Genomic DNA, 14,670 nt, shown 5'->3' with positions numbered 1-14,670 from the left:
TAAAATCTGTGGACTTAGTTTATCATAAACCCATTCCCCAAATAGCAGGTCTCTGAAATTGTTTTAAATAATATAAAGCGCCAGAAGCTAAATCAAATGAGTCTTTAATATTTGTAAGCCCTCCCCCTATGCTATTAATCTCAGTAATACTATCTCTGATGTCTGTAAATAAATCAGTTGGGTTGATCTCAGATCCAATAGAGTTAATTACTCCTTGATCATGTGACAATTTTTCCCACCAAAACCTTAAGCTTTCCTTATTTATTGAAGATGTTTCAATTAGGTTATTTGCTGCTCCTGTAGATAATCGTAGAAGTAGGATTGCTCTACAAATTAAAGGGAAAGGATCTTTTTTATTATTATCAGAATTTAAGTTGTCTTTTTTCGCTTCAATAAAAATTAAGGCATCTTCAGGATTTGATCTTCTTAATAAGAAGTTAAATAAAGTTTGTTCAGTATCTTCACCTAATCGATTAAAAATTGACTCAACGTATTTAGCATAATTAGGTCCAACTGGTTTTGCCCCTTTACTCTTTCTGTAAATTCCTTCTAATGCAATTCTCAATAAATGTTGATCAAGATGCAAGAAACCACTTGAAGGGGAAGGCTCAAGTAATTCCCAAACTTCTGTTAACTTAGTAAGTAAATTTCCAATATCAATTTGTGCAGTTAAGTAATGAGGTCTGTAGCTCATTTCATTTCTAATAAATTGATCTCTTTTCAGATGTAAATCTACGCTCCATCTTTTTAGCCATTTATTTATAACTGAGTTGGCATATTTACTATTTGTTGAAACCCCAGATTCTCTGATCCAATTATCTAAACTTCTATTTTTTACTTTTACTAAATCGAATAAAATATTTTTTTTCGTTGATAAACCTGCCCAAGCTTCCATCCCACTATTTACTAGTGAATGAGTAGTAAATCCTCCAAATAAACTGGCACTCTTGTGCGTGTCAAACCAGATATGCTTTTTATTGAAAACACCTACTCCTTCAAATGCCATTAGTGACATTGCTGATCTTAATTCTGCATAATATGCGAAATGAATTGAGCTAGCAATATCACCGTTAATAAGGCTTTCTATACTTCTAGACAGGTAATTCCATCCATCGGTGCAATGAACTAAAACTGATGAAGCTATATATTCTTCAATCTGATTTTTCTTAAGAGAAGCAACAGTAGCACTGTCCATTCTTAGTGCTGTATCTTTTAAATAAAAGTTTCTCTGGCCTATTAGAGATTCCTTGGGTATATGCTTTTTAATTACTCGCTCAAAACCTTGTTTAATAGCTATACCAGAGCTATCTCTCATAATGTCCTCAATTGCCATATCCTAACCCCTTAATAATAAAATTAGCATTTGAAGAAACTCTTGTAATATTTGAGTCTTTTAGAAGTCTTAATAATTCTGATCTAATTTCTTTATATCCACTACTACCTTTATAAATCATTTGCTTCTGCTTTGTAATTCTATCAAGGCCTGGTGTAGAAGCTGTTCGCCAGTCAAATTTTATAAGCTCTGAAGTTAATTCTTCTAAATAGTCTAACAACTTGGTATTTTTTCTAAAAATTTTCAGAGCGCTTTTTAAGTCAACTTCATCAATGCGATCTTCTTTAATCTCATCAGGACTCTGTATGTTATTTAATTCAAGTTTGTCACTTTCAACATAAAACATATCGTTGATAATGTGTAAGAAACCTCTAACACCTTGATCTGTTGAAATGAGACTTAGCTTGCTTGCGTATGCAGGATCTAGTTTTTGAACTTCTTCCTTAAATAGTTCACCCTGCGGGGATGTATAATAAGCTCTAAGATCTTCAGCCCATTCTGCTTTACTATTTTTGATAGCTGTAATCATATACTCCCAGGCCAAGATTAAGAATGCAGCCTGTTGAGTTCTATTCCATACTAACAAACTTCCATCTTTTAATTGGGAACCAAAAAGACCACCTAATCCCTTAGATGAAGAGCTTTTGATAAAAGTTGCTATTAAACTTCTTATAAAAGCCGACTGTGTAATAGTAGGCAGTACTGACCCAGACCCCTTTTCATACTTCTCACCAAGCATGTTAATTCTATCTTTCCAAGGGCTTGTTTCAAATGACCATAAAACCTCAACTAATTCTTGAGCTCGTGTCTCTTTATAAACAAATGCACCATCAGGAGATCTCTCAAGCCAATCTTGTACTCTTAATATTGGATACAAATCAAAAGCTAAACTAGCGTTTATCTTCTTAGGCTTTATATTTATCGTATAAAATAAATATGCTTGCCAAGAAATATCTAAATCGTAGAATGCTACAACTGGTAGTTCAAAATCTCCGTTTAGTTTTTCATCTTTATTAAAAGCCCATAATCTATGCTGACCGTCAATAATTTCTATTGGTGGAACTTCAGGTATCCATTCTTTTTCACTTGTTCCCTCTGGTAGTACAAGTTTAATTTGGCCATTAGAGTCTTCAAGCTTAATAATATCTGTTTCCTTTATAGTGACACCTCCTCTAACTGTTTCTGGAGCAATAATATTAGCAATGATTGCTGTTGGCAACCAACCAGGCATTTTGAGATCAGAAAATTCATTTGAATTTCTTTTTGCATCAGATAAGTCAGACCAAGGAAATCCACCAAATACATATTGTCTAATTTTATCAGAACGTTCAGGATCATGTTTACGCTGAACTCCTATCTCTGCATTCCTTTTTTCATTGGCCTTACGGGGATAGACTTTGGACAACTTCTTTAGAGTGTTGGCACTAATACTGAATATGTAAAAATGGGGCTGTGGTTTCTTCCTAAGACTCCCAAATTGTACGTTATCCCAATCTTCTAGCCATTGCTTAACTCTGATTGCTGAAATTGATGTTGATTCTGTCATTTATAATTAGCTTAACTAAAGATAAATTATTAAAAGATTTATCTTTGAAATCATCGAATACTGTAGGTTCCTATAATTCTGTATTTGTGAACACAAATTCACTTGTGTGACCTCTCTTTGAGTTTAACCCTCCAATCAAACTTGCCCTATTTAATAGTATCTTTTTGTCCCCTTTATCAAAAATCTCTTCAATTGTTTTATGAGCAGCGTTAGTTAAGATATAAAAGGCTCCTTTAGTTTTAATTACATCAATTAGATTACTCAATCTCATTTGATCTTCTAATGAAAAGATTTTTTCATTGTATTTGATAAACCCATTATTATTATGAGAAACTGTGTAGGGTGGATCAAGAAAGACTAAATCATTCCTTTTAATATTATCTTCTATACTATAAAAGTCGCATTGCTCTAAGTGAGCTTTTTTAAGAATATATTGAGCACGGAGTAGATTTTGTTCATCAATAAAATCTTTCTTTCTAAACCCGTAAGGGACATTATATTTTCCTTTCAGATTTACACGATAAATTCCGTTATAGGAAGTTTGGTTTAAGTATATAAACTGAGCAGCTCTTTCAATTTTGGAGTCAAAAGCCGTATTTCTAATTATATAATAATCTTCCTCTGTATTATTAAAAGTTTTCAGTTTATTGATTATATCAGAAGCATGATCCCTTACCGCTTTATATGTTTCGATTAAATCTTCATTTAGATCAGATAAGTAAGATTGTTTTTTAGGTAATAGGTAAAAAAAAGTCGCACCTCCCCCTAAAAAAGACTCGTGGTAATTACCATAGTTAGATGCTTTTATTTTGCTTAAGTACTTAATTAACCAGGACTTACCACCTGCCCATCTTAAAAATGGTTTTCCTGTATCTGCATCTATATTAGTTAGCTCTCTCACGTTTATTTAATTGACCTAATACATTCATAGATCTTAAAATACTTTCTATTCATGGTATTATTAATATGAATGGGCAATATATAAAGGAATTAATTTATTTCAGTTAAATATATATGATACTCATTATGCAACGTCCTTCCAGAAGCCTTCGGTGTCGGAGTAGCTGCTACCTATGTTGCGCCAAGTATGGTAGGTGTCGGCAATGCGGGCCACGTCGGCATCTTCGAACACGCGCAGGCGGCGGCTGGCCATGGTTCCCAGTTTGCGGGCATCAATAAAAAGTATCTCGTTTTTGCGCTCGCGGTGTTCGCCGTCGCGGCCGTCGCGGTTCTTGCTCAAAATAAAGATACAGGCGGGTATGCCGGTGGTCAGGAACAGCTTGTCGGGCATCTGTACAATGCAGTCTACCATGCCTTGCTGTATCATGTGCTCGCGCACGTTCTTTTCGCCGGCGCTTCCAGTGGTCATGGCGCCGTTGGCCATCCCACGCCTGCCGTGCCACGCTCGCTCAGGTGGTGCCACAGCGTCTGGAACCACATGTAGTTGGCATTGCCGGGTGTGGTAAAGGTGTCTTTAGAACCGAATAATCTCGGGTCGTTGTCGGGAAGCAGTTCAGGGTGCCAGTTCGAGATATTGAACGGCGGGTTCATGAGGGCGTAATCAGCCTTTAGGTCCGAGAAGCGATCCTGCAGCAGCGAGTCGCCCAATTTTACGTCGAAGGAGAGGTTGCGCAACAGCAGGTTCATTTTGCAAAGGCGCAGCGTGCCTTCGTAGCGCTCCTGCCCGTAAATGGAGATGTCATTTTTGTCGCCGCCGTGCGCCTGCAAAAACTTGAGGCTCTGCACAAACATACCACCCGAACCGCAGGCCAGGTCCATGATGCGACCTTTGAGCGGTTCCAGCATTTCCACGAGCAACCGCACCACCGAGCCTGGCGTAAAGAACTGCCCCGCACCGGAGCCTTCGGCCATGGCAAACTTGCCGATGTAGTACTCATACACGCGGCCGTAAATGTCGGACTCGGGGTTGTTGATCTCGGAGAACTTCTCTTTGGAGAACAGGTTGATAAGCCCGGCCACCTGCGTAGGGGAGAGCTGGCTTTTCACGAAGATCGGCTCCAGCACGCCTTTATAGTCAGGGTTGCGCTTGGCCAGCAGCTCATCGAGCAGTACAAAGGCCTGGTCTACCTTTACTTTTATGTCGTCCTGCTCAGCGTTTTCACGCAGGTACTCCCATGTAGCCTCGCGGGGCAAGCGGTACACGTTCTTTACCTGGTACTCCAGTTCGTCTTCGAGCACCTCGGCCTGTTGGTGGGCCTCTATGTTATAGTAATCGCTTTCGGGGTTGGCAAAGTCCTGCTGTATTTCCTGCTTGCGCAGTTCGTAGCGCTCGGAGAGGTGCTTTACAAACAGCAGCGAGAGCACGTAGTCTTTGTACTGGTTCTCGGCTACAGCGCCACGCAGCTCGTTGGCGGCATTCCAGAGTTCGTTTTCAAAATCTATATCCGCCTTTGCTTTGGCGGTGGGGGTATTGGTAGTGGCCATGTATTCTTGTACTCGGTGCTGAAACAAAGGCTCAAGGTAATGAAAAACATAGAATGTTAAGACGATTATATAGTTTTTTTTAAATGTTCAAGGTGGGTGGGTAAACGCAGTCAATTATAGCTACCTGCATAAAAGAGTTCTTTATGCAATGGCACCTATTCAGTAATGCTTACCCGCCTTATACCTGAGTTAACTGCATTTCAGGTATGGTGATTATACATCCATGGTTTTGGCAACGACAATGACGCGCTACTACTGCCTATCACTGCTTATCCAGTCAACGGCTTCGCGGTAAGTCATGAAACTCTGTATTTCAATGTTGGGGCTGAGTTGCTCTATGGTTTGGCTGGCAAGCTTCATAAAGGTCGCTACACTTTGCTCGTCGGAACAGATTCGGGCTAATTTTCTCAGGGTGGTGGGAGCCAATGGCATAAATTGCTGCATGGCAGCTTTCATCTCTTCGAGCGGTACTTCGCCCAGGTGGTTTGTGTTCTGTATCCAGTAGCGGATGTGGTTTTCACGCAAGAATCCTATAAAAATTTCCGCAGCTTCCCGATACTCCTGTCTGTCCGGTGACCTTGTCCACATGGAGTACATCAGGTGCGCCCTTTCATCAACGATCAGGTATAGGTAGTCGTTGCAGAATTCAGGCATCTCTTCCGTATGTGAATTGTGGTCAATCATGTGGTTGTGAACTTGTACCTGCTATACCGAAACACCCTAAATGTAGCAGCGGGATGTAAGCAGGAGGTGGCCAATCAGGCACAAAGCAGTGCGTGTGCTTTAATGTATACGCAAAAATTAGTGTAATTATTATAAATAATTACACTTTATCCTGTGTTTTGGGCAAAGGGAATGGAAATGGGGGTTAGAAGTCAGTCTATACCTGAGCGAATACGGTGGTGTTCACGAAAGAAAGGCACTTGAAACAGCGAATATTTTCGGGCTAATCGATATCAAAATGCTCTTTCAGCAGTCCTTTCAATTTTTCGCGGGTAAGGGGTTTGTTCAGAAAGCCATGGGTGGGCAGGTCGCCAAGCCGGTTGATGTCCCGTGGGTGCATGGAGGTAGTCAGCATGATGATTTTGATGGAGTTCTTTTCGATATCCAATTCATTGAAGGCTTCCAGGAAATCAAAGCCGCTCATAACCGGCATGTTCACATCCAGCAGAATCAGGTTCGGGCAGCGGCCGGCATGGTACTGCTCCTGTAGCAGGTTAATACCTTCGTGGCCGTTCAGGGCCACCAAAACTTCTTCCAGGCAGCCTGTGTCTCTCAGCAATTTTTTATTGACGAAGTTGGTGGTCTGGTCGTCATCTATCAATAGCGCTGATGTCAAAATCTTCATTTACTACTCGGTTAAGTTATTTTGTTTTTATTAAGGCAGCGGGCTATCGCTTAAACCATACGCTGAAGGTTGACCCTTTCCCCAGGCAGCTTTCCACCTGCAGGTGCCCACCGGCGTTCTCCACCATTTTCTTAATCATATAAAGGCCAATGCCAGTGCCTTCCACGTGGTCGTGAAAGCGCCGGAACATGGTAAAGAGATACTCCTGGTTACGTTCCGAAATTCCCAGTCCGTTATCCGTTACGCTCAGCACATGGTATTCAGGTGTGAGGTAGCAAGCCACTTTTACCTGTAGCACGCGATCAGGCGAGCGGTATTTAATGGCATTGCTGAGAAGGTTCTGGATAACACTGCGCAGGTTTTTCTCAGCAAAACGGATATTATGGCAGGAGGCCACTTCGAGCTCGAGTAAGCCGCCGGCTTCTTTTAGCATAGGCTCCAGGTCCAGGCGTACTTCCTGCACCATTTCAGGCAGGCTGACCAGGGTTGTGGCGAGATCGCTCTCCTGCTGCAGTTTCACGACGTCTGTCAGGTTGGTGATCGTCTTTTTAAAGCGTTCCACCGAACTCTTCATCAGTTCCATGATCTGCTGTACTTCTGTATGGTCTGTTCGCTCTCCGGATAACTCCAGGTATAGCAACTCCAAAAGGCCTTCGATGTTTGAAATAGGAGACTTTAAATCGTGTGAAGCCGTGTAAATAAAGTTATCCAAATCGTTGTTGATCTGTGTCAACTGGTCGTTTTTGGATTTTAATTCTTCCTCTTGTTTTTTTCGGGCCGTTACATCGCGGGTCACGGCCAGTTGTGCGGTGCCATTGGAGCCAGGCAGCATAACCGCGTGGGTTTCCATGCAACGGCGCGTCCCTTTCAATCCAATAATATCAAATTCCCAGCTCAGGCGTTCTCCTTGACAAACGCGGCGGAGGTTTTCTTTCCAAACTGAGCGATGTTCAGGGGCAATAATATCTAAAATAGAGGCATTCCCAAGCAGTTCGTCATCTCCCTCAATCATGGCCAATCCGTAGGTGTTCATGAACAGGAGAGTGCCATCTTCAGAAACGATCTTGATGCTCTCTGGCGTCGTTTCGATAATGGCCTGCAGTCTAAGTTCGCTTTCCTCTACTTTTTTGCGGGCTAGTACCTGCTCCGTTACATCGTGGGCTACATAGAAAACACCGGTTGGGTATTTGCTGGTTGCTGCTTCGAAGTAGGGCTGGCATACGACATTATAGTAGCGTAGCTTTTCCTGGCCCTCCGCTAAAAACATAGTCGGAAATTCGGTGGCGGAGAAGGTCTCCCCTGTTTTGCGCACCTCGTCCAGTATTTCAGCAAAGCCTTGGCTCTTAGCCTCCGGCACTACCTCAAAATAAGGCTTGCCAATAATGTCGGCCGTTCGGCTCCAGTTCTTGAGTATCTGCTCGTTAGCAAGCTCCACGATGTTCTCTGGCCCGCTGAGTATGGTTATACCGACGGGAGCCTGCATAAGCAACTCGTAGGTCTTGTTGATTTTTTTATTTGAGCTTCTTTTCTTGGCTACAATCTGATCCGTGACTTCATGTGATGCGTGTATGATATACAGGAGATCACCATTTTTGTCTAAAACGGGCTTGCTGGATGAGGACCAGTAGCGTTCATCAAAACCGCCATGGGCGTTGGGTACATCATACCGCACGATTGGCATCTGGTCCGGGGTCTTGTGGTGGACGACATGCTGCAACGACACCATCAGGCTGGACGGACCAGTGGCTGAGTTTATCTCCGGGTTGTCGGGGTAGGCATCGAACACACTCTTGCCCACGATATCCTCCCGCTCTCTGCCTGTGTTTTCAAGCAGTTCGTCACTGATGGCAAGCACAGTGAAGAGGGGCAGGTTTGGAGAGATGAGGAGATAGCAACCAGGCATGCCGTTAAATGCTGCTTCAAAGTCAATTTCCAGTGCCGATTTCGTCTCAAACATGTCGATGTGTATTAGAAAAAGATAAAAAATTGACCAATGTGCTGATTTTAGCCCATCTGCAACAATACGGAAAAGGGTTTAGTCTGTTCCTCAAATTTGCACTGTTTAGCAGCATTAAAAATTGAAATTAGGAATTATAATGTTAATCTCACTCCCTATACCTGTAATGAACTGAAATTTACTCAAAAACCTGTCTGTTTTTGTTCGCGGCTTGTGTTAACAATTAACTAGGATTGGATGCTAATTGGCACAATTGGTAATCGCTTGCAACAAACCCGCTTGTAAACAGGTTCACCCAAATGGCAGGAAGCGCACCGGAACAGGCTGAAAATTAGGACGCAACACAACCCGGCGAGCAGCATTGCCGCTGGATTTACCTACTTAAAGGCATACATGGTAAGCTTACAGAGCGCTTTCACTAAAAAAGACGGGCTAGGGCATACCTAGTCTGATAATGAATGGCCTGATTTCGTATAAGTAAGGTATAGCAGAAAGCAAAGCGAGGCGAGGGTTAAGCCGCTCGCAGTGAGCTTTCAGGTTTTATAATCAATGAATCAATTTTGATTTACTCAAAATTCCTATCCAAACAGGATACCTGCCTTGACCGCACTTATAGCACGTCCACACCAGCGTGACGTGCTCAACTACGCATTCTCCCACCACATCAAGTTTATTACTGAAGTCATCTATGACGCCATGCCATGTCAGTTAATTTGATCTCATAGCAAATCTTGACTTGCGCATCCCTTTACTTCTTTTCGTCTAAAAACTATGTCTATGAAAAAATATTTATGGTTTCTGTTCTGCATTGCTTCTCTTTCGTTTATGTCCTGTAATGAGGACGAGGTATTTCCAGGTTCTCCCAACAATCCCGTCAAACCAAATCCGCCTGGTCCAAATAACCCTGCTGTACCTGACACGACAAAACCAGTCATTCAAATCTCCTCCCCAAATTCCAATGCTGATTTGATGGTGATTGACAGGCTGAAAGTGTATGCTAACATATCGGACAATACTGGACTGGAGAGCGTGAGGTTATTTTTGGTTGATCCAGATGGCACCCGGAAGGAGATGGAGGGGCTAGCGCATCTTCGATCCCTTAATAAAGCAGTAAATACGATCGTGCAATTTTACATGCATTTGCCTACAATTGCTGAGGTAGGCACTTATACTATAGTCATCCAAGCAGAGGACACGAAGCAGAACATCGCAAAAGACTCCATAAGATTTAACGTATATGCACCTGACTTTGCTAAACCTGAATTTGCTGAGGTCTTTTTTCGGAATAGCTTTATAAGTGCATTGGCTGATTGGGAAGAAAATTTCCTGACTCCAAACAGTTTCAGCTCAGGATTTTATTATGTGATGGATCGCGACAATGACAACAACATACTGAAAGCTGAGTGGGAAAAGTTTGTGTTGGATTTCAATCTGAAAAACCGTGACTGGACTACATGGGACACAGATGGTGATGGAAGCCTTTCGGCAGCTGAATTTAAAAACGGGCTAAGCAACTCTCGCCTGTTCCATGAACTGGATACAAACAAAAATGACCTGATCAGTGCAGAGGAATTGGCCGAAGGATTGTTTAGTCGCTGGGATAATAACAGGGACGGTAAATTAACCAGATCAGAATATCACCAAAGGCTGTCTACCTATTTTTATTTTTAGTTAAGGGTGATCATAGCCTTAAACTATACTATAAGGTGCCAAATCTTTAAAATACAATATCATAAGGTACAACCTGTCTAAACCACCTCAAATAGTAAGAGGCGGTTTTTTGTGAGGGCAAACAGTCGGGTTTTTGAAAAACTATTCATTCTATAAAAAATCAGACATTATAGATTTTGGCTATGTTGTGATAGATAATTCGAATCGATTTAATTTGTATTAAGTCATTTGATCCGGTATATTTATAAAAATTAGATAAAATATATAAATTAAATCCAAATCATTTAAACTGACTATGGAACATAAGAAAGACAGACATGTAGCCCCCAATACCCCTGTGTGGGATACCAACGAGTCCAGGAGGTGCCCATTTATGGGAGGTGCCGTTCATTTTACGGCTGGTAGCGGACGGTCCAACCGTGACTGGTGGCCAGATATGCTGAACCTGAAGATACTGCATCAGCACTCCTCCAAATCGGACCCTATGGGAGAAGGTTTTGATTACGCAGCGGAGTTCAAGAGCCTCGATCTAAATGCCGTGAAGCAGGACCTTTTTGACCTGATGACGGATTCTCAGGATTGGTGGCCGGCAGACTACGGACACTATGGCCCGCTTTTTATCCGGATGGCCTGGCACAGCGCGGGTACCTACCGTATTGCGGATGGGCGCGGGGGAGCCAACTCCGGATCTCAGCGTTTTGCCCCTCTTAACAGCTGGCCCGATAATGCCAACCTGGACAAGGCGCGTCTGCTGCTTTGGCCGATCAAACAAAAGTATGGCAGAAAGATCTCCTGGGCTGACCTGATGATTTTGGCGGGAAACTGCGCCTTGGAGTCAATGGGTCTGAAAACCTTTGGCTTTGGCGGCGGCAGAAAGGACGTATGGGAGCCGGAGGACGATATCTACTGGGGTTCGGAAGGAGAGTGGCTTGGGAATAAGGAACGCCATGCAGGCGGGGTACTGGAAAATCCGTTGGCTGCTTCGCACATGGGGCTTATCTATGTGAACCCGGAAGGTCCGAACGGTAACCCTGATCCCTTAGCAGCTGCGCACGACATCCGGGAAACTTTTGGCCGCATGGCCATGAATGATTATGAAACCGTTGCCCTAATTGCAGGTGGCCATACCTTTGGAAAAACGCATGGTGCCGGCGACCCGCGTGAGTTTGTGGGCGTAGAGCCTGCCGGAGCCGACATTGCCGAAATGGGCCTTGGCTGGAAAAACACGATGGGCAAGGGGCATTCTGAGCATACCATTACCAGTGGCCTGGAAGGTGCCTGGACGACTACCCCAACCAAGTGGAGCAATAACTTCTTCGAGAACCTGTTTGGGTTCGAATGGGAGCTTACCAAAAGCCCGGCGGGTGCACACCAGTGGAAGCCAAAAGGCGATGCAGGCGCAGGTACCGTACCAGACGCCCACGACCCGGCCAAAAGGCATGCCCCCTTTATGTTGACCACGGATATCGCCTTGCGCGAGGATCCATCCTATGGAAAGATCTCCAGACAATTTCTGGAGAACCCGGATGAATTTGCGGAGGCGTTTGCCCTGGCCTGGTATAAACTGACACACCGTGACATGGGCCCTATCACGCGCTACCTGGGGCCTGAAGTACCTGCCGAAGAACTGATCTGGCAGGACCCGATTCCGGCGGCTACCCACGAACTGATCAACGACCAGGATATTAGTGACTTGAAAAGCAAGATAGTGGAGTCCGGCCTTACTGTTTCGCAAATGGTTTCTACTGCCTGGGCCTCAGCTTCTACTTACCGCGATTCTGACAAGCGGGGAGGTGCAAATGGCGGCCGTATCCGTTTGGAGCCGCAAAGGAATTGGGAAGTGAACAACCCCGTTGAGTTGCAAAAGGTACTTCAGGTATATGAGAATATTCAGGCGGACTTCAACAAGGCGCAGCAAAACGGCAAGCAGGTATCCATGGCCGACCTGATCATATTGGGTGGCTGTGCCGGTATTGAAAAGGCAGCCAGCAAGGCGGGCCAGCAGGTAACTGTGCCGTTCGCGCCAGGCCGTACCGACGCTTCTCAGGAGCAGACAGATTGGGACGCATTCGCAGTGCTGGAGCCTAATGCGGACGGGTTCCGTAACTATCACAGAAACCGGGACAACATCTCGGCATCAGCGGAGGAAATGCTCATTGACAAGGCCCAGTTGATGTCGCTTACTGCCCCTGAGTTAACTGTGCTATTAGGCGGTATGCGTGTGCTGAACACCAACTATGATCAATCCAGCCGCGGTGTATTCACCGATCAGCCTGAAGCACTGACGAACGAATTTTTTGTGAACCTGCTCGACATGGGCACTACCTGGAAAGCGACTTCGGATGCACAGAATGAATTTGAAGGGCGTGACCGCAGAACCGGAGAAGTGAAATGGACAGGCAGCAGGGTCGACCTGATCATCGGTTCGAACTCAGAGCTTCGGGCCATTGCGGAAGTGTATGCCTGCTCAGATTCACAGGAGCGCTTCGTAAAAGACTTCATCAAAGCCTGGGATAAGGTAATGAACCTGGACCGTTTCGATTTGAAGTAAAATGCCATGCGCATGCTGCGGTTTCAGCGCCACTGCATGAGCTTGATTTTCAATTTAAGTTTACCGCTTATCCGGATATATTCAAAAGAGCTGCTCTATCTTAGATGGAGCAGCTCTTTTTTATAAACTAAAAACCGAACCTGAAACAGTTACGACCTGATAGAACGCGCCGTTTTATTGAACTGTGTGCAGTTGTTCCCTGTGAAGTCTGTCATGACACGCTGTTCCTTGTTTTATGATTTAATCATGTGATGTTCTTAAAATCAGGGAGAAGTACCAGTAAGTCTTTTACTTCCAAATTTAGTGGATAGGGTAGCGGTTGATGTAATTTTCATACAATGCAGGTATAATCAGCAGTTTATTATCTAAATTGTAATAGCAACACCGCAAAGGTTGCCTCTGGTCTTAAGGGGGTGTGCAGGTTGCAATATTTCTAACTTAGGACTACCCCATTAAATTTACGATGAAACCTACAGATTTTAAGTTTGACCTATTCTTCGAGATGTCGCCGGATCTGTTGTGCATAGCAGGGTATGACGGTTATTTCAAAAAGATCAATGCAGCTGTGTCAGACTTGTTGGGCTACACGATGGAGGAGTTGTATGCGCGACCGATCAATGAATTTATTCACCCTGATGACAAAGAAATAACATCAGCTGTAAGAAACGAATTGGTCAAAGCCAAACCGCTCAATAATTTTGAGAACCGATATATTACAAAGGCTGGAGAAACAGTGTGGCTGTCCTGGACCTCATTGCCAGTGGAAAGCGAGGGAGTCATATTTGCCATTGCCAAGAACATAACGCACAAAAAGAAGCTAGAAGCGGAGAGGAATATACTTTTGGCAAATCTCACCAAAATCAATCAGGATCTGAAGCAATTAAACTACACCACCTCTCATGATCTAAGGTCGCCTGTCAATAACCTGCTTTCTCTCTTTAAACTCATTGATGTCTCTAAAATAGAAGATCAGAAAACAATTCAACTGATCAATTACCTCAAGCAAACAGGGGATAAACTAAAGCAAACGCTCAATAATTATGTAGATATTTTAACCGAAAAGCACGATATAAACGCTAACCTAGAAGAAGTAAGCTTATCAGCGTGCTTAGATGAAGTATTGGTTTCCATCAGCGCACTGATCAAAACATCTAAAACGACGATACACACCGATTTTTCAAAAGCGCATACCCTTGCCTTTAACAAGGTAAATCTGGAAAGCGTGCTGTTAAATTTAATCACAAACTCCATCAAGTACGCACGCCCTAGTTGTCCTCCTGACATCTCTGTCAGATCAGAAGTCGATGAATGGGGTACTTCTCTTGTCTACACAGACAACGGCCAAGGATTTGATCTGGAAAAGGTAAAGGACAAGATTTTTGGTTTAAATCAAAAGTTTCATAGCCATTCGGATAGTAAAGGAATAGGCCTTTATCTGGTTCATAACCATGTTACAAGTGCTGGTGGTAAGATTCAGGTAGAAAGTAAGGTCAACGAAGGCACCACATTTACCATTACGCTTCCTAGAAAAACCAATTCAGAAAGACGGGATAGCTGATAAAGCCAGTGCCCGGTCTGGTGGGTGATTAGTAGAGAAGAAGCTGTTGTCTGATGTTGACCAGCAAATTAGGGGAGACAATATTTAATTACATAAAATCAAAAAACGGGCTCAGATCGCTATCTGAGCCCGTTTTCGTTTTTTTGTAGTCCGTAGGGGAATCGAACCCCTGTTGCCAGAATGAAAATCTGGAGTCCTAACCCCTAGACGAACGGACCATTCTGTCGTATTGTGTTGCAAATATAGCGGGTCGCTTTTATT

General features: G+C 43.5%; 11 protein-coding genes and 1 tRNA gene. 3 read left to right on the top strand and 9 right to left on the bottom strand.

Annotation, left to right across the window (positions count from 1 at the left end; all coding sequences use genetic code 11):
• Positions 1–22 precede the first annotated feature (22 nt).
• The 8 genes from H9Q13_RS04165 to H9Q13_RS04135 form a co-directional block, all read right to left on the bottom strand.
• Positions 23–1,333, bottom strand: coding sequence for a hypothetical protein (locus tag H9Q13_RS04165; RefSeq protein ID WP_191182464.1), 1,311 nt, complete (start codon positions 1,331–1,333; stop codon positions 23–25).
• On the bottom strand, positions 1,323–2,879 hold the full coding sequence (locus H9Q13_RS04160) for a DGQHR domain-containing protein (protein ID WP_191182463.1): 1,557 nt from the start codon (positions 2,877–2,879) through the stop codon (positions 1,323–1,325). The genes H9Q13_RS04165 and H9Q13_RS04160 overlap by 11 nt, the downstream gene beginning before the upstream one ends.
• Before the next feature lie 70 nt (positions 2,880–2,949).
• On the bottom strand, positions 2,950–3,780 hold the full coding sequence (locus tag H9Q13_RS04155; RefSeq protein ID WP_317173867.1) for a DNA adenine methylase: 831 nt from the start codon (positions 3,778–3,780) through the stop codon (positions 2,950–2,952).
• A 123-nt stretch (positions 3,781–3,903) separates the two neighbouring features.
• Positions 3,904–4,248, bottom strand: a complete 345-nt coding sequence (locus H9Q13_RS18125; RefSeq protein ID WP_262892265.1) for an SAM-dependent methyltransferase — start codon at positions 4,246–4,248, stop codon at positions 3,904–3,906.
• Positions 4,245–5,351, bottom strand: a complete 1,107-nt coding sequence (locus tag H9Q13_RS04150) for a type I restriction-modification system subunit M (RefSeq protein ID WP_262892264.1) — start codon at positions 5,349–5,351, stop codon at positions 4,245–4,247. The genes H9Q13_RS18125 and H9Q13_RS04150 overlap by 4 nt, the downstream gene beginning before the upstream one ends.
• A 225-nt stretch (positions 5,352–5,576) precedes the next feature.
• Positions 5,577–6,008, bottom strand: a complete 432-nt coding sequence (locus tag H9Q13_RS04145; RefSeq protein ID WP_191182462.1) for a hypothetical protein — start codon at positions 6,006–6,008, stop codon at positions 5,577–5,579.
• A 262-nt stretch (positions 6,009–6,270) separates the two neighbouring features.
• Positions 6,271–6,672 (bottom strand): response regulator, encoded by a 402-nt coding sequence (locus H9Q13_RS04140; protein WP_224744045.1) that lies wholly within the window; start codon positions 6,670–6,672, stop codon positions 6,271–6,273.
• 43 nt (positions 6,673–6,715) lie between these two features.
• The gene (locus H9Q13_RS04135) at positions 6,716–8,629 is read right to left on the bottom strand and encodes a PAS domain-containing sensor histidine kinase (protein ID WP_191182461.1); all 1,914 of its coding nucleotides are present in this window, start codon (positions 8,627–8,629) and stop codon (positions 6,716–6,718) included.
• A gap of 777 nt (positions 8,630–9,406) precedes the next feature.
• Between H9Q13_RS04135 and H9Q13_RS04130 the strand changes: the two genes are divergently transcribed.
• The 3 genes from H9Q13_RS04130 (at position 9,407) to H9Q13_RS04120 (ending at position 14,409) form a co-directional block, all read left to right on the top strand.
• The gene (locus H9Q13_RS04130; RefSeq protein ID WP_191182460.1) at positions 9,407–10,300 is read left to right on the top strand and encodes an EF-hand domain-containing protein; all 894 of its coding nucleotides are present in this window, start codon (positions 9,407–9,409) and stop codon (positions 10,298–10,300) included.
• Positions 10,301–10,595: 295 nt separating this feature from the next.
• Positions 10,596–12,851, top strand: a complete 2,256-nt coding sequence (gene katG, locus H9Q13_RS04125) for a catalase/peroxidase HPI (RefSeq protein WP_191182459.1) — start codon at positions 10,596–10,598, stop codon at positions 12,849–12,851.
• Positions 12,852–13,314: 463 nt separating this feature from the next.
• The gene (locus tag H9Q13_RS04120; protein ID WP_191182458.1) at positions 13,315–14,409 is read left to right on the top strand and encodes a PAS domain-containing sensor histidine kinase; all 1,095 of its coding nucleotides are present in this window, start codon (positions 13,315–13,317) and stop codon (positions 14,407–14,409) included.
• A 146-nt stretch (positions 14,410–14,555) separates the two neighbouring features.
• Here H9Q13_RS04120 and H9Q13_RS04115 read toward each other — a convergent pair.
• Positions 14,556–14,627 (bottom strand) — tRNA-Glu (locus H9Q13_RS04115).
• Positions 14,628–14,670 lie beyond the last annotated feature (43 nt).

Origin of the sequence: Pontibacter aquaedesilientis (genome assembly GCF_014773225.1) — a bacterium.
GTDB classification, from domain to species: Bacteria; Bacteroidota; Bacteroidia; order Cytophagales; family Hymenobacteraceae; genus Pontibacter; species Pontibacter aquaedesilientis.
The sequence above is the reverse complement of the archived record's forward strand: the minus strand, read 5'-3'. Positions and strand labels throughout refer to the sequence as shown.

Excerpts from the sequence above, each read along its gene's own strand:
- H9Q13_RS18125 (WP_262892265.1), bottom strand. The coding sequence starts at position 4,248 with ATGACCACTGGAAGCGCCGGCGAAAAGAACGTGCGCGAGCACATGATA.
- H9Q13_RS04135 (WP_191182461.1), bottom strand. The coding sequence starts at position 8,629 with ATGTTTGAGACGAAATCGGCACTGGAAATTGACTTTGAAGCAGCATTT.
- katG (WP_191182459.1), top strand. The coding sequence starts at position 10,596 with ATGGAACATAAGAAAGACAGACATGTAGCCCCCAATACCCCTGTGTGG.
- H9Q13_RS04130 (WP_191182460.1), top strand. The coding sequence starts at position 9,407 with ATGAAAAAATATTTATGGTTTCTGTTCTGCATTGCTTCTCTTTCGTTT.
- H9Q13_RS04140 (WP_224744045.1), bottom strand. The coding sequence starts at position 6,672 with ATGAAGATTTTGACATCAGCGCTATTGATAGATGACGACCAGACCACC.
- H9Q13_RS04120 (WP_191182458.1), top strand. The coding sequence starts at position 13,315 with ATGAAACCTACAGATTTTAAGTTTGACCTATTCTTCGAGATGTCGCCG.
- H9Q13_RS04160 (WP_191182463.1), bottom strand. The coding sequence starts at position 2,879 with ATGACAGAATCAACATCAATTTCAGCAATCAGAGTTAAGCAATGGCTA.
- H9Q13_RS04145 (WP_191182462.1), bottom strand. The coding sequence starts at position 6,008 with ATGATTGACCACAATTCACATACGGAAGAGATGCCTGAATTCTGCAAC.
- H9Q13_RS04165 (WP_191182464.1), bottom strand. The coding sequence starts at position 1,333 with ATGGCAATTGAGGACATTATGAGAGATAGCTCTGGTATAGCTATTAAA.